20 protein-coding genes, 1 tRNA gene and 2 pseudogenes are annotated in these 23,564 nt (G+C 53.4%); 7 read left to right on the top strand and 16 right to left on the bottom strand.

Going from position 1 to position 23,564, the window contains the following annotated elements:
* The first annotated feature begins 125 nt into the window (after positions 1 to 125).
* Together J3U06_RS03440 and J3U06_RS03435 are read left to right on the top strand one after the other, a co-directional pair.
* Positions 126 to 1,301: a succinate dehydrogenase/fumarate reductase iron-sulfur subunit gene (locus tag J3U06_RS03440; RefSeq protein ID WP_416378812.1), complete on the top strand. Its 1,176-nt coding sequence runs from the start codon at positions 126 to 128 to the stop codon at positions 1,299 to 1,301.
* 73 nt (positions 1,302 to 1,374) lie between these two features.
* On the top strand, positions 1,375 to 2,052 hold the full coding sequence (locus J3U06_RS03435) for an O-methyltransferase (RefSeq protein WP_267444333.1): 678 nt from the start codon (positions 1,375 to 1,377) through the stop codon (positions 2,050 to 2,052).
* A 19-nt stretch (positions 2,053 to 2,071) separates the two neighbouring features.
* On the opposite strand, the gene J3U06_RS03430 is transcribed toward J3U06_RS03435, so the two are convergent.
* The gene (locus J3U06_RS03430) at positions 2,072 to 2,839 is read right to left on the bottom strand and encodes a TIGR00730 family Rossman fold protein (protein ID WP_267444332.1); all 768 of its coding nucleotides are present in this window, start codon (positions 2,837 to 2,839) and stop codon (positions 2,072 to 2,074) included.
* A gap of 234 nt (positions 2,840 to 3,073) precedes the next feature.
* Positions 3,074 to 4,426 (bottom strand): PolC-type DNA polymerase III, encoded by a 1,353-nt coding sequence (locus J3U06_RS03425; RefSeq protein ID WP_267444331.1) that lies wholly within the window; start codon positions 4,424 to 4,426, stop codon positions 3,074 to 3,076.
* 905 nt (positions 4,427 to 5,331) lie between these two features.
* On the opposite strand from J3U06_RS03425, the gene J3U06_RS03420 reads away from it, so the two are divergent.
* The gene (locus J3U06_RS03420) at positions 5,332 to 5,802 is read left to right on the top strand and encodes a hypothetical protein (RefSeq protein ID WP_267444330.1); all 471 of its coding nucleotides are present in this window, start codon (positions 5,332 to 5,334) and stop codon (positions 5,800 to 5,802) included.
* Between the two features lie 97 nt (positions 5,803 to 5,899).
* Here the strand turns inward: J3U06_RS03420 and J3U06_RS03415 are convergent, their stop codons facing one another.
* Both J3U06_RS03415 and J3U06_RS03410 read right to left on the bottom strand, forming a co-directional pair.
* Complete coding sequence (locus tag J3U06_RS03415) at positions 5,900 to 6,565, bottom strand: helix-turn-helix transcriptional regulator (protein ID WP_267444329.1); 666 nt, start codon at positions 6,563 to 6,565, stop codon at positions 5,900 to 5,902.
* A 166-nt stretch (positions 6,566 to 6,731) separates the two neighbouring features.
* The gene (locus J3U06_RS03410; protein ID WP_267444328.1) at positions 6,732 to 6,953 is read right to left on the bottom strand and encodes a hypothetical protein; all 222 of its coding nucleotides are present in this window, start codon (positions 6,951 to 6,953) and stop codon (positions 6,732 to 6,734) included.
* Positions 6,954 to 9,497: 2,544 nt separating this feature from the next.
* Between J3U06_RS03410 and J3U06_RS09325 the strand changes: the two are divergent.
* A pseudogene (locus tag J3U06_RS09325) lies at positions 9,498 to 10,237 on the top strand (SDR family oxidoreductase).
* A gap of 158 nt (positions 10,238 to 10,395) precedes the next feature.
* Positions 10,396 to 11,196: a FadR/GntR family transcriptional regulator gene (locus tag J3U06_RS03395; protein WP_267444327.1), complete on the top strand. Its 801-nt coding sequence runs from the start codon at positions 10,396 to 10,398 to the stop codon at positions 11,194 to 11,196.
* Positions 11,197 to 11,322: 126 nt separating this feature from the next.
* Here J3U06_RS03395 and J3U06_RS03390 read toward each other — a convergent pair whose 3' ends face one another.
* The 6 genes from J3U06_RS03390 to J3U06_RS03365 form a co-directional block, all read right to left on the bottom strand.
* The gene (locus J3U06_RS03390) at positions 11,323 to 12,813 is read right to left on the bottom strand and encodes a GntP family permease (RefSeq protein ID WP_267444326.1); all 1,491 of its coding nucleotides are present in this window, start codon (positions 12,811 to 12,813) and stop codon (positions 11,323 to 11,325) included.
* A gap of 40 nt (positions 12,814 to 12,853) precedes the next feature.
* The gene (locus J3U06_RS03385) at positions 12,854 to 13,732 is read right to left on the bottom strand and encodes a sugar phosphate isomerase/epimerase family protein (RefSeq protein WP_267444325.1); all 879 of its coding nucleotides are present in this window, start codon (positions 13,730 to 13,732) and stop codon (positions 12,854 to 12,856) included.
* Between the two features lie 6 nt (positions 13,733 to 13,738).
* On the bottom strand, positions 13,739 to 14,836 hold the full coding sequence (locus tag J3U06_RS03380) for a Gfo/Idh/MocA family protein (RefSeq protein WP_267444324.1): 1,098 nt from the start codon (positions 14,834 to 14,836) through the stop codon (positions 13,739 to 13,741).
* Positions 14,837 to 15,028: 192 nt separating this feature from the next.
* On the bottom strand, positions 15,029 to 15,568 hold the full coding sequence (locus tag J3U06_RS03375; RefSeq protein WP_267444323.1) for a gluconokinase: 540 nt from the start codon (positions 15,566 to 15,568) through the stop codon (positions 15,029 to 15,031).
* A gap of 377 nt (positions 15,569 to 15,945) precedes the next feature.
* A complete protein-coding gene (locus J3U06_RS03370; protein WP_267430399.1) occupies positions 15,946 to 16,110 on the bottom strand; it encodes a hypothetical protein in 165 nt (54 codons plus the stop codon).
* An 86-nt stretch (positions 16,111 to 16,196) separates the two neighbouring features.
* Positions 16,197 to 16,388: a hypothetical protein gene (locus tag J3U06_RS03365; protein WP_267444322.1), complete on the bottom strand. Its 192-nt coding sequence runs from the start codon at positions 16,386 to 16,388 to the stop codon at positions 16,197 to 16,199.
* 393 nt (positions 16,389 to 16,781) lie between these two features.
* Here J3U06_RS03365 and J3U06_RS09365 point away from each other — a divergent pair.
* Both J3U06_RS09365 and J3U06_RS03360 read left to right on the top strand, forming a co-directional pair.
* Positions 16,782 to 17,075, top strand: a pseudogene (locus J3U06_RS09365) (tyrosine-type recombinase/integrase); the annotation flags it as partial.
* Between the two features lie 50 nt (positions 17,076 to 17,125).
* The gene (locus tag J3U06_RS03360) at positions 17,126 to 17,503 is read left to right on the top strand and encodes a tyrosine-type recombinase/integrase (RefSeq protein ID WP_267444321.1); all 378 of its coding nucleotides are present in this window, start codon (positions 17,126 to 17,128) and stop codon (positions 17,501 to 17,503) included.
* Positions 17,504 to 17,596: 93 nt separating this feature from the next.
* Here J3U06_RS03360 and J3U06_RS03355 read toward each other — a convergent pair.
* From J3U06_RS03355 to tyrS, 6 genes are all read right to left on the bottom strand, one after another.
* Positions 17,597 to 17,670, bottom strand: a tRNA-Arg gene (locus tag J3U06_RS03355).
* A 106-nt stretch (positions 17,671 to 17,776) separates the two neighbouring features.
* Positions 17,777 to 18,535 (bottom strand): TlyA family RNA methyltransferase, encoded by a 759-nt coding sequence (locus tag J3U06_RS03350; protein ID WP_267444448.1) that lies wholly within the window; start codon positions 18,533 to 18,535, stop codon positions 17,777 to 17,779.
* A 47-nt stretch (positions 18,536 to 18,582) separates the two neighbouring features.
* Positions 18,583 to 18,726, bottom strand: coding sequence for a hypothetical protein (locus tag J3U06_RS03345; RefSeq protein WP_267441416.1), 144 nt, complete (start codon positions 18,724 to 18,726; stop codon positions 18,583 to 18,585).
* Positions 18,727 to 18,908: 182 nt separating this feature from the next.
* Positions 18,909 to 19,973 (bottom strand): HAD-IIA family hydrolase, encoded by a 1,065-nt coding sequence (locus J3U06_RS03340; protein ID WP_267444320.1) that lies wholly within the window; start codon positions 19,971 to 19,973, stop codon positions 18,909 to 18,911.
* A complete protein-coding gene (locus J3U06_RS03335; protein ID WP_267444319.1) occupies positions 19,970 to 22,108 on the bottom strand; it encodes a helicase in 2,139 nt (712 codons plus the stop codon). Before J3U06_RS03335 ends, J3U06_RS03340 begins: the two co-directional genes overlap by 4 nt.
* A 23-nt stretch (positions 22,109 to 22,131) precedes the next feature.
* Positions 22,132 to 23,463 carry a tyrosine--tRNA ligase gene (gene tyrS, locus J3U06_RS03330; RefSeq protein ID WP_267444318.1) on the bottom strand — a complete coding sequence of 444 codons (1,332 nt, stop codon included), beginning with the start codon at positions 23,461 to 23,463 and terminating at the stop codon, positions 22,132 to 22,134.
* Positions 23,464 to 23,564 lie beyond the last annotated feature (101 nt).

Here is a 23,564-nt window from a genome sequence, read left to right as displayed (position 1 = left end):
CTCTGAACCCAAACTCGTCAGACGAGCACCTAATCGAGACCTATTCAGGTCAGTCAGGGATTAGGATGGAGTCCGCGCATATCAATGGGCATCGGGCCATATCCCGAGCAAGGACAGGAGCAACTGTGACATCACAGTCCACGGAATCAGACGGATCCAAGGCATCCGCATCGGACAGCGATCCCCGTCCGGTAACTTTCCGAATAGCCCGGTTTACCCCACGACCTCAATCAGAGCGTCCGGCGCGAATCAATCCCTTTGCCAAAAGCAATCCTTTCGCCGCAGCGGGCAGTCGACGGGCTCGAGGTCGCCGTTGGACGCAGGAGTACACAATTCGCATTGCCCCGCAGCATACCGTTCTGGATGCCCTTCTGCAGATCAAACGAGAGGCGGATCCTACACTGAACTTCCGGTACTCCTGTGGGCATGGCATGTGCGGGTCGGATGCCGTGCTCATCAACGGACGTCCGGACCTGCTCTGCGCAGCCACCATCGCCGACTGCCTGTCTGCATCCAAGACCATGCTGAACGCATACGCCTCACCCGGCGTGGCTGCTGGAAATCCACAGGTCCAACAGCCTTCAGTCTTCCGTCGCACTGGTACGGCAGCCGCCGTAACTGGCGTATCCTCGTCGGCTGCGCATTCGAATTCGGACACAGAACCCAGCGCTACAAATCATTCGGAAGCTTCAGACCCTACAGACCCTTCAGTCCCTATAGAGGCTACAGGCCTTACTAAAACTCCAGACTATGCAGAAACCTCAGTTGTAGAGATTCGTCCGCTTCCCGGCTTTACCCCACTCAGAGACCTGATAGTGGACACCGATGCCATGTTTGAACAGATTCGACGTTTCAAGCCTTATCTGCTCCATGATGATCCCTCTGCCGATAGCGGCCAGAGTCATCGAGAATCTGATCAACGGCAAACCCATGATTCTCAGCTAGACCCGTTAGCCAAGGCAAAAGCAGCCAACACAGAACCAGCGTCTGAATACAAGCAAACTCCGGAAGAGCTGGCCCGGTATGAGCTACTCAGCACCTGCATCGCCTGCGGACTCTGCCAGGGGGCCTGCCCCATTTATGCGGGCGGTGAGGCCTTCGCCGGACCGGCAGCCATGATCGCAGCGGCTCGATTCATCAACGATTCCCGCGACAGCCATCGGCAGGAACGTCTTGAAGCCATTGACCAGGTGGACGGGATCCAGGCTTGCCAGTCCATACGGGCCTGCACCCGACCCTGCCCCCGAGGGATCGACGTGGGCGAAGAGATGTGGAAGCTGGTCGAAGCCGTCAAGGAGTAGCCAGACTCATGCCCACACAGGGCAACAAGAGCCGGCGACAGGCTTGTGCCCTCTAGTCGTTACCATGGTTAGCATGGACAAAACCTCGTACAACAACGTCGCCAGAGGATGGGAATTCGCCGAGGCAAGCGCTCTGAACGTCGAATCCGACAAGTTGCAGACCTTGCGAGACAAGGCTACAGAGGCCGGATTCGCCCAATGTTCCCGGTCTCAAGGCGCCTTCCTGCAGTTCCTGGCCGGCCGGAACGCTCCGGCATCCATTATCCTGGTAGGCAACGGCTCTGTAGTCGAAGCCCTGCGCCTGATGACGGGCCTGCACGGTCATGGTCAGTTCACCGCCGTTGACTCCACGGCCCAAGGCACCTCGCTGGTCAAAAAAATATTCGCTGGCATGGAGAAAGTCCATCCAGGCATGAGGCTGCGGGCGGTCAACGCGGCTGCCAGGACCTACTTCCCCAGGCTCAACCCCAACGACTACGACCTTATCGTCGTCTCAGGCAATGGGGACAACTACCAGCAGGTCATGGACCAGGCTCCGCGCCTGCTCAAGGAACGGGGACAGCTGATTTTCACTGATGCCTTCGACCTGCTTGAGGACCCCGACAAGGGCGGTGTGCTCAACCCGGCCAACAGGTCCGCCAAAACGACCGCCTTACGGACCATCATGGAGGCCATAAGCAAAGACAATGCTTGGGAATCCTGCCTGTTGCCCATCGGCACGGGCATGATCATGGCCACCCGCGCCCGCTGACTACTACCCGCCTGCTTATTCAGACACGGTGACGAAGGATGGCCTGGACAGCCTCATCAGGATCATCAGTGCGGATGACCAGATCAGGGTCCAGCTCAGAAATCATCCCCCTCTGCTTCAGCGTGTCCGAGATCCAGTCGAAGAGTCCCCGCCAATAGGCCCTGTCGAAGAGGACGATGGGCATACTGGGCGCCTTATGGGTTTGGACCAGGGTCAGCACCTCGAACATCTCGTCCAGGGTGCCGAACCCGCCAGGACAGACGATGATGCCCGAGGAGTATTTCATGAACATCATCTTGCGTACGAAGAAGTAGCGGAAGGTGATGCCCAGATTCACCCAGCGGTTCAGCCCCTGCTCCATGGGCAATTCGATGCCCAAGCCGACGGACTTGCCGCCAACCTCCGCCGCGCCCTTGTTGGCCGCTTCCATGATGCCAGGCCCTCCCCCGGTAATGACCGCCATACCGGCCTTGGCCAGGTCGCCGCCCATCTTTCGTGCAGCAGCATAAGCGGGATCATCCCTGCCGGTCCGGGCTGATCCAAAGATCGCAGCCGCCGGCCCCAGCTCAGCCAGCGCGCCGAACCCGTCGATGAACTCAGCCTGGATGCGCAGCACCCGCCAGGGATCCATATGCAGCCAGTCCGTATCACCGCCCGATGAGAGCAAACCAGCGTTGGCATCCGCCTCAGGAATCATGGGCCCGCGCATGATTACCGGACCGCTGTGGTAAGTCCTGCCCAGGTCCGGGCCCTCATCGTCATTGTGATCGTCAACCATATCCGCCATATCGCATTCCTTCATCGGGCCCCGATCCGAAGGACCCGCTCGATCCTGTTCCGGCTCTCATGATAGCGGCCCCCGCCGCCCGGCTGGCGGCAAGGTAGCCATCGGCACTCGACTATTCAGAATGCTGTCTGCCTAGGCAGAGCTCACCCGGAATACGAACTATTGAGCCAAGTTTCTTGCTTCTTTGCTTTACGGTTCTGTTGGATAACCATCAAGGCAGATCTGAATATTTGGCTACATCTCAAACTTCATCTGCGCCGAACCAGTCATATCAACTTCCTTCAGTGAAGCTGTTTGCGCGAATTGGCTCAATTCTATCTCGGCATGGGCATAGGGAAATGAGACCCGCAACTGGCAGGTTCCCCTTTTAGTCCTAGCGCCGAAATGTGCGTACGATACGCCGCCTTCAGGCGGAACCTGGCGGTAATGGCGTGATGTCTGCAATACGGTGAGGCATCCCGCATATTCTCCGTCAAGCCAGACTTGGATTGTCGGCCAGCCTTTGTACTTACCTGTTTTGATGAATCCATGCAGCAATCTCACCCAGACCTCGTCACTGGTGGAGAATCGGTAAAACAGGTCCTGATGCTTTGCCGCACCCGACACACCAACGGTCTGCCACTTATCTATACCCTCTACGATGCACTGACCATCGGGACGCTGATTGCATGGGCGATGCACACCCTTCCCCCTGAAACGCCGGGACTGCCTAGGCTGCTTCAATACCATAGAAGCAGTGGCTGAAGAAGTTGACGCATTGAGAACAGTAGTGAACCCACCGCCTAGTCCGCTCATATACCGGCGCATCCATTCAAAGCACTCCTGCGTCTGCGCGGCGTCAGACAATGCACGATGCTCCTCGTTCTCTGCGATGCCGAATCTGCGAATAAGATCCTGCAGCCGATGGTGCTTCTCCTGCGGAAACAAAGCTCGGCTCATTTGCAAGGTATCCATGCACACTGGGCCGGGCATGGTGTACCCGACTCGTGCACTCTCAGCTTCGAAAAACCTCATATCGAAACGCAAATTATGACCTACAACAGGGCCGTCTCCTACCCAGGACCAGAACAAAGGCAACACATCGCCGATTTTCGGTTGACCCTCCAGCATGGCATCAGTAATGCCGGTCAATTCGACAATCCTGCTGTCCAAACTCCTGCCGGGATTGACCAAGGTATCAAAACTGTCGACAATGCTCCGGCCGCGAACCTTCACTGCCCCGATCTCGATGATCTGATCCATCTGTGCACGCAGACCCGTCGTCTCGGTATCAAGCACCACATAATCCACAGGCAAGCCGTCATCGTTGTCGGCAGGTTTCGCATTATCGTTCAAAGGAACTAGTTCGTCAGCGGGCCGTTTTGCATGTTTTCCTCTCGGACCATGCCTTTTCTTAGCGGTTGGGCTTATATGCTCATTTCCGAGGTCTTTAGTCTTCTGTTTATGCGCCATCGCATACAGCACTACCAACAGAATGATAACCGCAATACTGATTCCTGAGATCACCGGATGCATGATGATCACACCAAGCACTGCAAGAATGACAATACCCAGCAACGTGCCCTTGTCATTCTTCCTTTTCCTCACGCTTGATAAGCTACACCGCAGCCTGGAAACCCATCAACATTATTCGGATTCCCTCTATCAGTGCGTGTAAACATCAACGGACACCTTTGCAGGGAACGAAGAGCATGACTCATGCAAGGTCCAGTGTGAATATATCGCTTTCTGCATAAGTTCGCTCACTTACAACATGCCATAATCAAGTAACTCGGCAAAACGATACTGAACATCGACCGGCAGTAACTGATGCGTCGCTTATATGTCTTTGCTATGACTGCTGAAAACAAACTTAACTTTGAAACAAATTCTTGAACATTCCCATTGCTTCCCTGCCCGCTATAACTTCTGCAGCAGAAGATGTGGGGGGAAATATATAATGCGGGGTGACTCTGCATCAAACCTTAAACATACTGAATACAGTACTTTTCGTACATTCTGACCCAGTAAGCGGCAAGCGCCCTGAAAACGGTAGGGCTTTAAGGTAAATAGGCTTAACTTTAATGTCACAGCAGACATATCAATCCTGCCGCGCAAACACCTCTTTGATAAAAAAGACTCGATCTATCGTCTGATGACTTTCCCATTCAAGCATCTAATCAACAACATCGTCTGCTCTTCAAATAACTGACAGATTGACAGCACATTGACTCTAAAAAGTATAAGGACGAATCACGCTCAAACTTTCAAGCAAGAGAACCCTATTCTGCAATTTATCAATCGAATCGAATATTTGTCCACAGGAGCTATGCACAAAAGCAACGCTAACGAATTGTTTCCAAACTTGGGGCTGTTTTCCACAGCATTCGATTAGCATCGTAAACCTGTCATCTCTGTGACCTACAGGGGGGCTGATATGAATGCCGACTTCAATCTCACTTAGGTCTGCATGATATTCTATTGCCGTTCACTGAGGACGAGAGGAAGCGCAAATGCGCAAGGGCATCGCGGCTCCAGTTGCCGCGATAGTCATGTTGATAGGCTTGTCATCCTGCGGAGGAAATTCTTCAACAAGCTCGGATGCAGGAAAGCAAACGACCAGTTCACAAGGGGAGCCGAAGAAAACGAACAAAGCCCCACAACCGGCCGATCTAACAGGGACATGGAAGCAGACAAACGGTTCCGATAAAGACCACTACCAGCAGGCAACGGTGACCGCTGATAGTATAGAAATCAATTGGGTGAGCCCCGACACCACCAGCCTATATTGGTCCGGCAGCTTCACCCCGCCCACCACCGCTGGCGGCTACTCTTGGACCAGCCAGGGAAACAAGGACAAAATGTCGCGGAGCTTGCTCGCCTCACAGGACGACACCAAAGATTTCACGTATGAAAACGGTGAAATCACCTACAAGGCCAGCGCGATGGGCACCACAACCACCGTTCACCTCAAGAAGCAGTAAAAAAAATATCTGTATAGCCCCCTCCCCCTCAACTTCTACCCAAGAAATGTCATACAAAAGCGTATTTCTTAGGTGCGATCTGCTTTCCCTATGCAGGTCAGATCATGCCAAAGATATGAATCAGAGTCCAGATGATACCTGCACCCAGAGAGAATCCAACGGCAGAAGTCACACAGAAATTGATGACCGGCCCCACAATCGGATGGGACTTAAACGCCTGGCTATAGTATCGATTTCCGGGTATGACCCACTTTCGTTCAAAGCGGGTTCGTTTACTGCGGTCCACTTCCTCGCCCGACAGAAAGGCCTTGATCTCCCGATAGGTCTGCACATGATTGCGGGCTTTAATCTGCTCGATGTACGCGGCAGCTATAATATCCAAAATGCCCGTTATCAGAGCCAAGACAAGCATAGCATACAGAATCACATCTGACTTATTCAACTTCAAATAGAAAGTAAATCCGACGATAAGGGTCAAAAACATGAAGACCGTGAGAATTCCACAGACCAAGCCGAGTCGGCGAAGGTTTTTGGTTTCCGAATCAATGCTCTTATCCATGATGTCGAGGTCTCCTTTGATCAGCTGGTCTATGGTCACATCGAAGAGGTTGGACAGGAGGAGCAGGTTCTGCACGTCCGGGTAGGTACGGTCGTTCTCCCAGTTGGATATGGTCTGGCGGGACACAAATATCTTCCCCGCAAGATCATCCTGGGACATGCCCCGCTCCGAGCGATACCGGCGAATCTGATTGCCCAGTTCCATACCCCTGCCACTCGCTTTCCCTGACCATCGTTCGCTGACTGATTGTTGGTTAATAACTATGTGGTTGCATCATCGTGACCTGCGCAAGTCCGACACCCTCAAGCTATCAACCCAACCCTCGCCCACCAAAAATTCCCCTGCCAAAAGTCTTTGACACCCTCATTTTTTAAGGATTATCAGCATGGCTCAACCAAAGTGCAGGCTGGAGAAGCACCTCAGACGGGTTATCAACGCCGCGCCAAGCACACTCGCCGCCAATTGCCCACGCCAATCCCTGAGTATTGTCCTGAAAATCGGGCATGATCTCCGTGGCAAGAATCGACAGATCCGTTCCTTCAATAGCCATAGGCATGGATTCTAAAGGCCGTCTCTTGGAAATGGTAGCCATCTACCAAAGCGACTCAATAGAGAGCAGATCGGGTAAGTGGCTTATATATCACGCCATGACAATGACTTCAGAAAATATAATACAAGAGCTCAGAACTGCCAGGAATTGACTATGGAGCTGATGGGAATTTAACGGCTACTTCGAAGTGGATAACGAGATGCCCAACAAAATGGGACCCGAATACGAGATGGAACATCGAAAAACGATATAGAACCAATCCTGTCCACATATCTGACGAAGACCTAACGACCATCTCAGTGCGTCTTCCCAGTCCCCCGTGCCGGTTATATATCAAAGCCAAATCGAGTCATGAGAACCAATGAAAGTGAAAATGGCTACGCCGCCGAACAAAGCCGCTGGCATCCGTAGAGATTGCCGAGATCCTACCGGTACAGATGAACACACACTGAACGTATGGAAAACGCAGAAAATCGAGCTTCCATACTTGCACATAGGACTCCTGACCAGATACCGGCCCGAGAATGTAGCGACTCTTATCTGCCGCAATACTATGCGGCCAGAGTCAGTCCGAAGGGGAATCCAGTATAAGTAATATGCCCGACTCTGAAAACAAGAATGGCCCCAGCCTTGAAGCTCTGGAACTATTAACTTCTCGTGCACCAGACAGGGTTCAAAACTGCCACCTGCTGACTACGGATCAGCAGCGCAATAAAAGCAGATAAGGAACTATCCTGACAGATTGCCAGAAAATCAACGATTTTACACCATAAATACACGACTAATACACAACCGAAGGTCTGATGTTTTCACCCAAATGTCACAGAAAATTTGGAAGGCAGAAGCTGAAGCGTAAAAGAGCTATCGAAGCCGGGATACCTTTCGAGTACAAGGCCGCCTAAACGAACAAAGACAGGGACAGTAACCCGTCATCAAAAGCAAGATACAGTAGAAGCAGCAAATATACCTAGGGTACTATCCGGACGGGCGGCGGCGAAAGAAGACCTTCACCGCAGACAAATCGGGATCCGTCGCAGAGAAAGCCCGCGCCTGATGCAACGAGGCAAGGAGAGAAAGACGGGGTGGAAGCGAACAAGACAGCCACGTTAGATTCATAATCCCCCCCCCCACCCGTCTTCTTGGGAAAGAAAAGAGAGATAGCGGTTCCAAAGACCTACAGACTGCATATCAACGTCCTGCAAAGCCACCTCGCAGACTATCAGGACAAGCGGCTGGTGAAGTTCATCCCTGATGTTATTACGCGCATACTGGACACAGCCGAATCTCATGACTGTAAGGGGCGAATACTCGGAGACGCAGGCATCAACCTAAAGAAATAGCTGAGGTCGATGCTCCACTCTGTCTTCCATAATGCCAATAAGAAACTGGATCATCCCGTCCAACACAGCTGTAAAAGATACCCATTCCTCGAAGCACGGATGCTCAGTACAAGAAGATCGTCGGAGAAAAGACCACTTTTAGCATGTCCGAAATGGAATCGATGCTGTGCGCTGCGGCGTCCTCATCTGGCAACTCCGTTGGAAGACACATGTGGTCCCGGCTGCTGACCGGCATTCGACGAGTGGAGATCCTTGACGCCTGCGAACCGGACCTACTTTTTACAAGACAGGAACGATATCATACGAGAACCATGAAATCGAGAAGGAGTGCGAACCCTTGTATGGGACGTATACCAATATGAGGATTCTATAGATATTTCTAACTGGCTATATTTTGCTATAAAAGCAGGTTGTGTTTCGAAACTATATTGGGTGGTTCCAGATGGGATTTAGCTCTTATCACCCGCGTCCTTCATGTCATTGCTCGCAAACTAGGCTGAAGTGATAAGCGTTAACATATTTCCTAATATTTCTGCTCAGAGTGTCCTAGACTTATTTGAACTGAATCGCTGTACTCTGATTGTGCGCAAGCTCAACGCCTTTCCCGAGTTCAACGAAAACGATAGAGTTCTACTCGATATTTGTCTTGATATCTTTTCAGATTGCAAAAAGATAGTCAATATCTATAATTGGTAATGTCCGTGCTTTTCGTTACTGAATTTCAACGTATTTGAAAAACAAATTATCCAGTGATAATTTCTATTTGTTTTCTCAAAAACAAGGGGATACGCATATGCTGAACTGACAGAAAAGTTTGATTCTGTATACGTACTTTTGACACACTCTCTTCTGGACTAGATTTACATACTACCCATTCCCGCGATGAAGGGCTCATACCTGGGCTATAAGAATACTTGCGCAATGTTGCACAGGTGGGATTCTAGAGGAGGAGGAGGGGGGGGGGGATTTATAGTTAGGAGTTACTGTCGGTCCTATCGTTTACCACCTTACAGATGGAAACAGCACAACCTTGGCGTCTGCCCTAGCAATCCAAGGGCCCTTGCATAGAGACCTAACAACTACGGGGGGTTCTTCCTATATCTACCTTATGAGCAATACTCCGTCAAGTCCAAATCCGACAGACTCGCTTTATCCAGCTAAAGCTTGCATGATAGAAGCGCCATCCAGCTATAGGCCACACGAGTAGCATGAATAAAAGAAGGTGTCATGGACAAAGAGGTCAACTATGGCACGATTGACAGGTAAAGCGGCAATCATTACAGGAGGAGCCAAGGGCTCCGGTCTGTCAACTGCACAACTGCTCGTGCAGGAGGGAGCCAAGGTGGTCATCGCCGATCTGGATGAGCAAGGTGGACAGAAGGCCATAGACGCCATAGGCAGGGACAAGGCAGTTCTCGTAGCTCAAGATGTCGCAAAGGAGGACAGCTGGGAGCCTGTCTTCAGTGCCACACGCGACAAGTTTGGCGAAGCCATGTACTGGTAAATAATGCGGGCATCCTCTTCTTTGAAGACGCTGAGCATATTGCAATGGACGAGTGGCATAAAATCCTATCTGTAGATTTGGGATGGGGTCATGCTGGGCGTCAAACATGCTATTGCGCACATAAGGAGCATGGCGGCTCCATTATTAATATGTGCTCTATTACAGGATTGATTGGCATAGCCAATCTGTACGCATACAACGCCGCCAAAGGCGCGGTACGACTGCTGACCAAGTCGGCCGCCCTCTATTGCGCTCAGCATAGATACCCAATCCGGATCAACTCCATTCATCCCGGATACGCCCGCACTCGCATGGTCGATGCCTATCCCCAGATGCGTGGCGATCTCGAGAAACTGCACCCCATGGGTCGGCTGGGTTCAACCCGTGAAATAGCCAACATGGCCCTATATCTCACCAGTGATGATTCTTCCTTCTCCACTGGATCCGAGTTTGTTGTTGATGGTGGCTATACGGCGCAATGACAAGAATGCTGCGCTTCAGAGTACTCTGAGCAACGGCCGCCCGGATTATGATGAAATGCTGGACGGCCGGGCATCTATTGCGGCATACCGTTCCTGCGTCTATCCAAACTTCCAGAAGGAACCCTCTTTGGCCATATGGTATTGATAATCTGTAAAGTATGAGCACTACCAGCAGTCTCGAAACGTCACCGACAAGAACGGGAAGCGGCAAAACACTGAGTGCTTCGCAAAAGTCCCGCAGCGGAGCATCCAGCCACTGCGACACCGAAAAATCCGTTAGGCCCAATGCTACTCATATTGCGGAGCTGCTTGCCATTGACATCATCGAAGGACGTTGGCCGCCTACAACGAGCATTACCCTGGCAGACATACAGCAACGTTTTTCGGTGTCCCGGACTATAGCCAGAGAAACAGCGCAAACGTTGCAATCCGTGCAAGCTGTGAATATTAGAAAAAGGGTGGGGCTCATTGCCAAGAGCCTTGATCAATGGAATTCATTAGACACCCAAGTCATGCGTTGGAAATTACATTCCTCTCATCGTAAGGAACAGCTGCTTTCCCTAACTGAACTACGTTTGGCAGTAGAACCGATAGCTGCAGAAGACACCGCGCGAAGAGCTCCGATTGAAGTTCGTGCCTTGATGCCGGTTTTAGCAATGAAAATGCACAAAGACGGGACATCCGGAAATTTAGAGGAATTTCACCAGCTCGATATCCGATTTCACGATAAAATTCTCAAATACAGCGGCAATGAGTTATTCGCCTCGCTTTCACCGCTGGTCAACACCATGCTCTCCAGCAGGGTCGAACTGGGCATGTACCCAGCCAAACCCAGAACGGAAGCTTTGGAGGCGCATGATCAGGTGGCAGAAGCGATATGGAAGGGAGAACCTGACCTTGCTAGAGAGGCCATGACTCGGATCGTCGACGAAGTACGGACTACAACTGAACAGTCCTGAGCCTTGAAATTCTGCAAATGAATGAAAAAATGCAATTATGGCATAAACAGGTGCAGGCACCTGTTTATGCAGGTTAGCCCGCACCTGAAATGACCCGTTGGGTATTCGAGATTCCAGAATGGCTAATCAGACCCAACCCAGGGCGCTAGCTCCGCAAAGCACAGCGAAACCGATGATTCCCCCCAAGGCATTCAGTGTGGTCAGATACTTGAGACCCTGTTTGGTATTGAGATTGAACAGCGAAGTCATCATCCAGAAGCCGCTGCAATTGACGTGCCAGAATACCATGGAGCCGCAGCCGATAGCAAGAGTTGCGACGACCGGAGACAACCCCAAAGCGCCCATCATAGGGTTGACCAGTGACGCAGAGATCATGACTGCTATGGTCATCGAACCTGTGGCTCCCATCATCACCGCCGCCAGCACAAAGGGAATGGTAACCGCAGGAACGCTGAGGTTGACAATCATGGAGCCTAGTTGCTTGACCATGGCATTATCTTGAAGGATTCCGCCCAAGGCTCCTCCCATGCCAATCATGATCAATGGGTCGATGGCGGTCTTCATGGCACGACCCACCCAGCTGTTCATAGTGATCTCCAAGGCAGAAGACTTGTCGGACAAGGATGCATCGCTTTTGCGAGCGCTGGCGAGCACCTTGTTCTTGCGTCCGACAACCAGCAGAGCAACCAGGACGACCCCTACGAAAAGGGCAAATGTGGTGTTGCCCAGGGAATTGAAAACTGCATATGCTGTGCTGCCTTTCTTCACGCCAAGTGTTCCCAAGGATCCGGCAGCTATCAGAACCAGCGGCACAATCAGAGGCATGAAAGACCAGAAGGTCGAAGGAGTGCCTTCTTCCTTGATGTAGAGCTGATCGAGCGGGGCGTTTTCCGGCGCCTCCTCATAGCCATCCGCGAATCCAGGATTTGGCGCGATGTATTCTCTGCCCAAGAAGGGTCTGCTGATGAGATAAGAGGCAACGAAAGCGATGAAACTGATGATGATGCCCCATACCATCACCTTGCCGATGTTGGCCTTGAACATGATGCTCACTGCTAGAATCCCCGGATGTGTCGGAACAAGTCCGTGGGTCAGTGTCAATCCCAAACAGACCAGAGGCGCAATCAGCGCCATGGTGATCTTCTCGCGCTTGGCTATGACGGCAGAAATCGGCGCGGTCAGGACCTCGGAAATATTTCCAAACACTGCCAACGTCATTACGAAAGCAGCAGAGGATGGCGCAAGCTCAAGGTGCTTGCCTCGGAAGATTCGTATGAAGAAATTAGTAATTTTTGTGGCTGCACCAGTGTCCTGGATACCCATGGCGATAATGGCGCCGAAGATGATGACAATGGCGATGCCCGCTAGAGTGGATCCGAAGTATTTATTGATCTTGTCCATAGTGTCGCCAAGAGAGCCGCCGAGCACCAAACCCAGTATTACGGCTATGACGAACAGGGAAATGACCGGATGAATCTTCAGCTTGATGGTGGTGTAGACAAGCAGTGCGACTGCTAGCACCAAAACTATAAGAAAAATTGTCGGTGTCAACGGTGTACCTCCTGGTATGTTGACGTTCTTGTCCCCTCTAAAGATGCGGTCAGCAATCGACGGCATAGTCGCATTTCCCTGCTCACCGCATCGTTAGCTGTTGTTGCTAGAAGACGATACCTGCCTTCTGCATCATTGATCGAGTGGACTGATAGGCATTATCCACCACCCACTGCGGCGAACAACTCCAATACTCGGGCCGGAATGTTTCGATGGACACATTGCCCTGGTAATCAAGGCGTTGAAGCACACGAAGGAAGTCCATCAGATCTATATTTCCTTCTCCGCAGAAGACCCTGTTGGATTGCATCAATCCTTGCATGGGAGAATCATCCGCGTCATTGATGTGCACGTCAAAGATCTTCTCCGGATTCACCAACTCCATTACAGAAAAATCCTGAAGATGATGATAAAGATAGAGGTTGCATGCATCAAAGCAAAGGCCGACATTGCTCATATCGACTGCTTTGACAATATCCCAAGCCCGTTCTACCGTCCTTACAGCGCTGTATTCATGTCCAACCAACTCCAGGCACAGATTCACCTTGAATGGCGCAGCCATCTGCCCTAGGGTCATCAGAATTCGAACGCAGTTGGAGAATACTTCTGGCCACGGCGCATCATAAGGGCCTTCAACGTCCGGCTTTCTATGCAGAGGCACCACCACGATCAGACATCTGTAACCGATGTGCTGGGCTGCACGGCAGGCCAGATTGAAATCGTCCATGGCGGTTTCTCGCTCGGCAGGATCATCGTCTTGCGCGAATAGCTTCTCATACAGATAGAGGGCATTCATTGCGTGGGGCTTCAGATGGCTCGTAGCGAAGAAATCTGATAACTCATCAAGGTCGTGATCCTTCATGTAGTTCCTGAGCATGTCCAAACGGATTTCAATGGAATCAAAACCTGCACGTTCGCATAATTTCAAATCGGTTGATAAATCAGAACAATCTCTAGAAGTTGCTTCGTTAAATCCAAGTTTCATAACCGATCACCGATCCTGACTGGTATGCAGTGGAAACTTGATGACAGCATCGTCCTTGGTGCTCTGGTAGATGGCGGTAAACAGCTCGACCGTTCGACGTCCTTCATATCCATCGACTAAAGGCTTGCTGTCTTCGATGACAGCCTTCAGGAAGTCCTCGACCTGCAGCTGATGATAATAGTGCATCGAATCCACGCTATTGAAGAAGTCGCTGTCCTCTTTTTTCCAAGATTCCAATTTATCGGCCTCGTCTTCAACGGTCCATAAATCGTTGTACGGGGGTTCAGTGATCGTTGACATTCCAGCGATGAACATTGCTCCCCCATCGGTCTGCACGCCGACCCCTGCGCCGTTGTCGCCATACACGTGCACCTTGCCGTACAACGCGGGATTTTGGGAATTGCTGACTACAACATTTCCCAAAGCACCGTTTTTAAACTTGATCACGGCGACGGCTGTGTCCTCTACCTCAATATAAGGGTGATTGAAATTGCGCCAAACGCCATAAACCTCATCAACCTCACCCATGTACCAAAGCAGCAGATCAAGTTGGTGCGGAGCTTGGTTCACCAGAACACCGCCACCTTCGCCATCCCAAGTTCCCCGCCATGGATCGCTGTCGTAGTATGGCTTGTCTCTCCATCCAAGCATACGAACCGCGCCAAGCACTGGTTTGCCGATCTTCCCTGCATCAATCGCCTGCTTAATGCGCATACATGGTCTATAGAATCTACGCTGCGAGATTACTCCGACTTTCTTGTGCTCCTGTTCAGCCACAGCCAACATGGCATCACAATCCTCCAAAGACGAGGCCATCGGTTTTTCAACGAGAATATGCGCACCGGCCTTCATAGCTTCAATCGCCGGCGCCGCATGGGCCGGATGGGGTGTACAGATGCTGACAACATCTATATGCTCTTTGCTGATCATATCCTTGATGTCATCATAGGCGTGAACATTGTACGGTTCGGCGAATTTCTGGGCTCTTTGAAGATTGCGATCATACACTGCCACGAATTGCGAATCAGGCAGGTTTACGAAGGCCTTAGCATGAAAGTCGGCGACTTTGCCGCAACCGATGATAGCTGTTCTTAATGTAGTCATTATTGACTCCCTTGTCAGAGTATGTAGGCAATACTTTTTATGGACATGATCCGTGGACTCCACCATGTCTACATCATTTTGATTACTTTGTTTTCCTTTCTCTAAAGATGTCGTATTATTTGAACTTCATTTACTTGGCAGTACCCACCCCCGGAGGGCGCCATAAATGAGGTCACGTTCACATCACAAGTTTCAATGTTTCCGATCTGCATCAGTTCCTTCCGATACACGACGGTATTCATCAATGACATCAACGACCTGGTCTGCAACCTCATCCGCTGTACCGTCAATTGATACTGTGCTGCCCGGTTCATCAGCCTCCAATGGTTCCAGGTCAGCAAATTGACTGGGTAGCAAGGAAGCAGGCATATAATGGCCACTCCGTTTGGCGAGCCTGTCGGCTATCAGCTGCAAAGATCCTGACAAATGCACAAAAAGCACCGGAACGTCATTTCGAAGAATGTCACGGTAGGCACGCTTGAGAGCCGAGCAGGAGACCACAGTTGATTTTCCTTGAGTATCGCAACGAATCATCCACCGATTGATGGCCCTCAACCAAGGCCAACGATCCTCATCCGTGAGTGGAATGCCACGACTCATTTTCTCAATGTTGGCTTGCGAATGAAAATCATCACCTTCTGCCATGACAAAGCCTAATCGATTGCTCACAGCCTCACCTGTCGTGGTCTTACCGCAACCTGCAACACCCATGATGACAACGTGTACAACCATTTTCCTCCTTGCGTCCTTGCAATCGCCTTTCATAATTAAGAGATTACATACGTCATACGAATATGTCAAAAAGGCGATTATATAGAATACAGATAGTATTTAAGAATATGAAATCATCACATTTGTGAGGCAATAAATTCATGCAGGCAATCAGAAGATCGGTATAATTGCTAGGATCAAGCTATTTTGGATAAAAAAACTTCTCGTTGTTCAATGTGCTTTTACTCTTATCTGTTCGAACGAACTTCACCAGCTCCTAAATGCCGGATCAACACTTCCCTGCCTCTTTTGCGGAAATGGTTGATATGTTAAGCAGGCACAGAGGTTTCCTCGTGGGGATGTTAGTCCTATCTTTTTCGCACGGAGTACTGGGTTGGTCAGGTTTGGTTGAGGATGTGGTCCAGATCCTTAACTATTTGCTGGTTGCCGCCGGACTTTCGCATATCCTTGCTGATCATGTTGACATTGTCGGCGATATGTTTGTCTGCCAGAATCAAGGCTGCACGCTCCAGCGTCTGTCCGTTGACCTTCCTGTAGCTCACCAGGACCGTTTCCAGCCCTAGCTCAGCGATTCTCGCCCCTACTGTCGGCTATCGTCGGCCATAGGAACCACCGCCATGGACACCGTTTAGTAAAGAACCTCGTTCACGCTGCTCATGCCGCCATGCGTGATGAACAGGTCAGCCCTCTCAAGGACAGCCAGCTGGTCTACAGACTGGTGGATGAATATATTCTGAGGAACCCGGCCCAACTTGGCCTGGTCGAAATCACGGCCAACCGACAGCACCACCGTGACATCTCTGTCCCCGAACGCTGCCACCACCACCTGGTAAAAAGGCATGAAGGTATTGAAGATCGTACCCAAAGATGCATATCCCCAAGCTGAATGATGCCTAATCATACAGGGATGCAGTCGGAGGGGATTTGAGAAGCGGCAAGTACGTACCGGACACACTCAGAAGAATTATTTTCAGGGAGGCAACCAAGGACTAGCTGAGTTCGAAGCATAAACTGAAGGCATCAAGCATCAATCGATATTGTCGGCGAACAGAAGAAGTATGTGCTTCTACGATGCGGCAACGTGCAGTGAACGCCACAGCGGAGACGGACATAAACACCTGGAATCAAGGATCCCAACAAAGGCGAAGCCCCTTGCGAATTTAGAACCACCCACAAACCCAAGCCACTGTCGCCCAACAGCATTCACAGCATAGTGGAAGTTACTTTCGGCAGCGTGCTCCGATATGCGGCAGCCCCTAAACGCCGGTGGCTTACCATCGACCTACTGTCAGGAATCAAACTCCCTCGCAAGCAGGTCACAGTCGAAAAGATATATCTGACCTATGCGGAAGTAGAAGACCTGGCAGAGGAAGCAGACAAGATTGATCCAACCATGTCCGGCACCCTGATTCGATTCCTCGCATATGTGGGTCTGCGAATCAGCGAGGCAACAGCACTGAAAGTCTCAGATATGGACTTCGAGAAGCGGCGGGTCAGCGTCCTACGAACCTGGACGGAAGACGACAAAGGCAAACCGGTTCTAGGATCTCCGAAAACGTGGGAACGCAGGCGGGTTGCGATTCCCGTTTCCTCGTCTTCCCCCCCAAAAGGCTCTGCTCAGGGAAACCATCCGAAGCCTTCGTTTTCCGCCCCAAACGCGGAGAACACATCAACATAAAGAACTGGTATAACCGCATCTGTGTGAAAGCGGTGGCCGGGAGCGGACTTGAGATACCTGGGCTCACAATACATAGTCTCCGCCACACTTTCGCATCTCTATCCATCGCTGCAGGGGCAGACGTGAAAACAGTCCAGAACGCCTTGGGTCATGCGGACGCCAGCATAACCCTGAATGTGTATGCGCCGCTCTGGCCTGACCGTCTGGATGAAGTGGCCGAGATCATGGAACAACAGCGAGACAGGCAACTGAACTAAAGCATTTTCGCCCGTCGTGTCTAATCGTGTCTGAAAGGGAATGATCCTGATATTAAATAACCACTGGAAGCTAATGTTTCCAAGGGTTTCTTGTGCGCCAGACAGGATTCGAACCTGCAACCTGCTGATCCGTAGTCAGCTGCTCTAATCCGTTGGGCTACTGGCGCATATCATCTTGACGAGGAACTCGTTTTTGACAACTCATTTATACTACCGCAACTTTGGATTCTGTCCAGTCTGGTGTGTCGCGCAGGAGGTGGGGAACTGCAGGCTTCAGGCCGACTGTGACCAAGACAGCCAAAGCAGATATTCCACGTTGCCATGAGCTCCTCTTATGGGCGATGGGGTGGTAGCTCGGACAACAAATCCATGCTCACATGCACAGGCTAAGACGCGCTCCAGAGCCTCTTGCCTGCGGTCCTCGTCCGTCACAATGCCATGATGGCCCAGCAGGCTACGTCCGACCTCAAACTGGGGCTTGACCAGCAACAAGCAGTTAGCAATAGGTGCCAGCAAAGCAGGGAGGACGGGAATGACGTAGGTCAGCGAGATGAAGGACACATCAGAGACCACGTATTCCGGGCGATACGGCAGGTCGCCCGGCTGAACTTCGCGTATGTTGACACCGCTCATGTCAACCACCCTAGGATCAGCAGCAATCCGACCCAACAACTGTCCGTGGCCCACATCAAGGGCTATAACCCGCTTGGCACCATGCCTGAGCAGAACATCAGTGAAACCACCCGTAGACGCCCCGATATCGAGGCAGAGCCTGTCCTGCGGATCGGGCATCCCCTGCGCCGCAAAAGTCGTCAGGGCACCCTCCAGCTTCAGTGCTCCACGGGAGGCGTAGTCATCGCCCGGGTCCAGAAAAATCACATCACCTGGCTGGACACTCTGAGCAGGCCTTGATGCCGGATGATCATTGACCGTAACCCGGCCTTGACGAATCAGCGCCTGGGCTCTGGCCCGCGAATTCGTCAGCCCCTGTGCAGGCAGGATACGGTCAAGTCGGTCGCGGGCAAGAGCCACGGTTCTTCGGCGACCATCCCCAGCGCTGACAACCGTATCCTCATCGTTCACTTGCCCTCCCGATTCAGATCCTGCTGAAGCCCGGCCAGCACCTTGCCGAGCATCTCAACCTGTTGGGCATCATCCAGATCGTCCAATTTCGCCAAATCAGGGAAACGCTCCAAAAGGGGGGCCATGGCTTGCTTATCCATGGGCTCTTGAGGTACTGACGCAGTTGTATTCTCGTCTTCTGCCTGTGAGGACCCTCCAGAATCCTCAGACTCAACAGGCTGCTCGGTCTGGCTGGACTGCTCAGACAGCCTGTAGTCATTGGAACCTTGCGAAGATCCACTCGCTCCAAGCTGTCCTGATTTGACCTCTTCCGACATGAGCGCTACGCCCCGATGTCAAAGGCAGGCAAATCCAGCGAATCCATATCGCCACCACAATCCTGATATTCCCAGATCGCACAGGCGCAGGCTCGCACAGCATCCAAGTCGTGCAGGGGGTCACCACCGCCTTCAAGAGCACGGAGGGTGACATGCCCGTCATCATCCACCCTTGCGGTTTGGTCGCCGCAGTGCCAGATCTGATCTGCCTCCTTGCTGGGCTGCGGTTGCGACTCGGCCAGGCCACGCAAGTCTTCAGCCAGATAGGTCGGCCGCCACTTGGCAGGTGCAGTCAGAATGGAGGGTGTTCGAGCCACACCCGTCAGGACGAGCATAGAGTCGTACCCGCCCCGGTTGGCTGCCTCGATGTCAGTGTCCAGACGATCGCCCACAGGTAGGCATAGGTCAACGTTCAGGATCTCCTCCTGGCTGCTGGCCAAGAGCTGCCGGGCCTCGTCGTACATGGCCGATTCCGGCTTGCCCGCCGAGTCCTCCGGCTGCTTGCCAGTAGCCAGAATCACCGGTTGGAGCATGGCCCCATTGCCGGGCGCCATACCGCCCTCCCTGGGCAGGGTCTGATCCTTGTTGGTGGTGAAGTAACGTGCACCGTTTTCAATGGCAAAGGCGGCCTGGGCCAGGTCTTGCCAGCTCAGTTCGGGATACCAAGCCTGGATGATGGCCTCTGACTGATCTGCAGCCTTATCCACGGGCACCATACCGTTGATGCGGATCTGCTCGCGCAGATGATCGGACCCGATGACCAGCACCCGGGCACCCTCCGGCAGGTATCGGCGCAACATTCGTGCGGCGACGACGGCTGAGGTAATGACCTGGCCATCGTCCAGGGTCAGCCCAAATCCTCGCAGCTGATCGGCCACCACATTGGGAAACCGGGATGCGTTGTTGGTGGTGTAGGCCATGCGCATGCCAAGCGTCTGGGCTCGGTCGATCCCCTCGGCCGCATGCTCAACAGGGTCAGCGCCCCGGTAGACCACTCCGTCCAGATCCAGCAGAGCCAGACGGTAGATCTTTGCCGGGGCGTCTTCAGTTCCTTTGAGGAAGACGGTCATGATTCGGCCTTGGCTTCATCAGACGTATCCGACTCCTTGACCTGCTCATCCTTGGACTCTTTATTTTGATGATCGGCAGTATCGGCTTCGGATCCTGCGTCCTTGCCAGACAGATCACCATCATCAGCAGCCGGTTCATCGGCAACAGTCGCGTCTGTTTCGTCGCCAGTCTGGTCGCTTTGAGAGCCATCCCCCGAAGCTTCCACATCAAGGCGAGAAGGCTCTCCCTCGGGTTGCTTCACAGCATCCGACGATTCCTGCATTCCGGATTCGGACATTGGAGATGAATCAGCTGACTCAGTTGAATCTACTGTGTCAGTTGATTCCGCTGAATCGTTCGAACCTACTGATTCAGGAGATTCCTCAACCTTGCTGTTATCGGCACCCTGATCGGATGCATCGGTGACATCAGACTCAGCGGCCTCAGTCTCAACTTCAGCCTCATCCGAGTCCTCCTCACCGCCATCCGAGTCAATGGAGAGATCCTCCATCATGGCCGGATCCAGGTGCTCCAGGTCGTAGTCGATCAGGATCTCCTCAAACTGTCCGTCCTTCTGACCATCCTCGTCCTCATCCTCGTCGGCATACTCAGCTTCCAGGCGATCCAGCAGAGGTTCCAGCTCCAGAGCCTCCTGGCTGCGGCCAGCCTGTTCAAGGAAGTTCTGCTCGGCCTGCACGGCACGCATTCGGTAGTCGCCGCTGAGCCCGCGGGCCTTGACCAGGGCCTGAACCGTCTCGATGGCCTTGTCCCACAGGCCCAGATCGCCCAGTGCTCCGGCATAAACCAGGAACATCTCCGCCTTGGACTCGCCTTGCAGCTGGCTGCCCTCTTCGGAGGTGGCCTCCTCAATGGCCTTGCGAGGATTGCCCAGGCCACGCTCGCAGTCGGCAATGAAGGGCAGATAATCAGAATAGCCGTTCATACGGTGTGCAGTGCGGAACTCCTTGAGGGCCAGTTTGTAGTCGCCCTGACGATAGGCCACCAGGGCCAGAGTCTCACGGGCAAGATCGATCCGCGAAGCCTGCCGTGCAGCCCACTTGGCATGAGCAAGGGCCCCCTGGGGATCAGTCTCCTCCAGCGCATAGGCGGCCAGGATGTGCAGGCCGATGTTCTCCGCGTGTTCCTTGCTCAGTCCGCGCAGGCGCAGGCGATCATCCTTGGAGAGCATGGACCATTCCAGGCCCTTGGGCATCTTGGGCTCGCCAGGCCGACGATCCGTGTAGGGGTTCTGCGAGGGATAGGAGATGGTCCCGTCAGAATTGCGGCGACCGCGGTCATAGCCATTCTGGCGGTCACGCTGATAGGCCCCGCGGCGGTCGTCATAGCGATGGTCATCACGACGGCGATCATCACGACCATGCTGGCCCTGGTACCTGTCGCCATGGGAACGGTCGCTCCGATAACCGCCTTGACGATGGTCATCGCGGGAACGGTTACCATAGGAGCGGTTGCCGTAGAAACGGTCCCCATGCGAACGGTCCTGACGCGGGCGGTCATCACGGGAACGGTTCTTCCATGGGCGATCACCGCCAGACCGCTCATCCTGCCGACGGTCAAACCTCCGGTCATCACCCCAATGGCCATCGCCGCGGAAGCCCTGGCCACGATCACGATCGCGGCCGTGCCGCTGGTAGCCGCGACCGGAATGGCGATCGCCATACCCCGACCGACCACGGTCGTTATCATGGTCATGATGCGCATATCCGCCATTCCCGTTGGTATGGAAATCACGACGTGGACGGTTACCATCCTGCCGACGGCCGTGGCGGTCATCACGCCTGTCGAAATGGCGATCTTGGTCGGAATCCCTGCGGAAGCTGCCGTGACCATCCTGACGGTCATGCCTGTATCCACGATGGTCGCGCTCGAACCGGTCGTGCCCGCGTCCGCGGAAGGACCGCTGACCATTCCTATTCTCGGAACGACGCTCTTCGCCACCCTCGCTGTCATGGCTGTGGAAGTTGCCGGAACGGTAACCTCCCGAACGATAGCCTCCGGAGCGGTATCCGCCCGAGTGCGACCCGCCCTTGTGGAAACCCGAAGAGCGGCGGCCGCCTGACCGGAAGCCGCCTGGGCGCGAACCGCCCCGACCCCGTCCGCGATCGCCCCGGGAATGATTGTGTTCTTCTGCCATCAGTGTCCTTAATTCCTGCGTTCCTAATTGCCGGCCCGAAGCTCAAGCGCGCCCAGGGCCTTCTTTCCTCTGCGAACCAGGGCGAAGCGCCCATGCAGAAAGTCCTTGTTCTCCAAAACTTGATCCGGATCCTCGACCCGCTGGTTATTCAGGTAGAAGCCGCCCGAGGCCACGGTCTTACGCGCCTCGGAGACCGAGCGGAAGAGCCCGGCCGCAACCCCTGCCTCAACCAGACGCTGGCCCTCGCTGGCTTCGGGCAGGACACGTCCGCCATGACCATCATCGACCTTGAGACCGTCCAGCGCGGAATCCAGCACATCCTCGTCCAGCTCCTCCAGGGTCTTGCCACGACCGAACAGGGCGCCCGAGGCATCAATGGCCCCTTGGGCGGCATGCTCGCCGTGCACATAGGAGGTCACCTGCCAGGCCAGGACCTTCTGGGCCTCGCGAGCACCCGGATCCTGAACTGTCCGCTCTTCCAGACGTTCGATCTCGGCCTTGGGCAGGAAGGTGAAGGTCTTCAGCAGCTTGACCACCTGGTCGTCAGGCTGGTTGAACCAGAACTGGTAGAAGCGGTAGGGGCTGAACATGGTGGAATCCAGCCAGACCGCGTTGCCCTCGGACTTGCCGAACTTCTTGCCCTGGGAGTCAGTGATCAATGGGCTGGTCATGACATTGACGGATGCATTGCGCACCTTGCGAATCAGGTCCAGACCGCTGGTCAGGTTCCCCCACTGGTCGCTGCCGCCCAGCTGCAGACTGCATCCGTAGCGGTCGAAGAGCTCTAGGAAGTCGTTGCCCTGAAGCACCTGGTAGCTGAACTCGGTAAAGGAGATGCCCTCGTCAGAGTCCAGACGGCGGGCCACTGTGTCCTTGGCCAGCATGGTGCCCATGCGGAAGTTCTTGCCCACGTCACGCAGAAAGTCGATGGTGCTCATGGACCCGGTCCACTCGTAGTTATTGACGAACCGGACCGGATTGTCTCCCTCGATATCCAGGAAACGCCCGATCTGGCCACGCAGACGCTCGGTCCACTCGGCCACGGTCTGCTTGGGATTCAGAGTGCGCTCACCCGACTGCCGAGGGTCGCCAATAAGCCCGGTGGCCCCGCCCACAACGGCTATGGGATGCAGACCGGCCGCCTGCAGGTGACGCATGTTGAGCAGCTGGACCAGATTGCCCACGTGCAGTGAGGGAGCAGTGGGGTCAAACCCACAATAATAGGTCACCGAGGGGTCGGCCAGCACCTTCCTGAGCTCGGACTCGTCCGTGCACTGGGCAATGAGACCGCGCCACTTGAGTTCGTCGAAAAGCGAGTCGAAACCCGCCTGCCTGAAATCGGTGACTTGCGACATGAGAGGCTACTCCCTATCGGATATTTAGATGAATGTACGCTAAACCCCACTATTCTTGCAGCAGATACCGACACGGCAGGACCCTGGACCGCCGTAGACAA

This window comes from Bifidobacterium sp. B4142, assembly GCF_026537325.1.
Taxonomy (GTDB): Bacteria; Actinomycetota; Actinomycetes; order Actinomycetales; family Bifidobacteriaceae; genus Bombiscardovia.
Note: the sequence above shows the minus strand (reverse complement) of the source record. Positions and strands in the feature narration are given on the sequence as shown.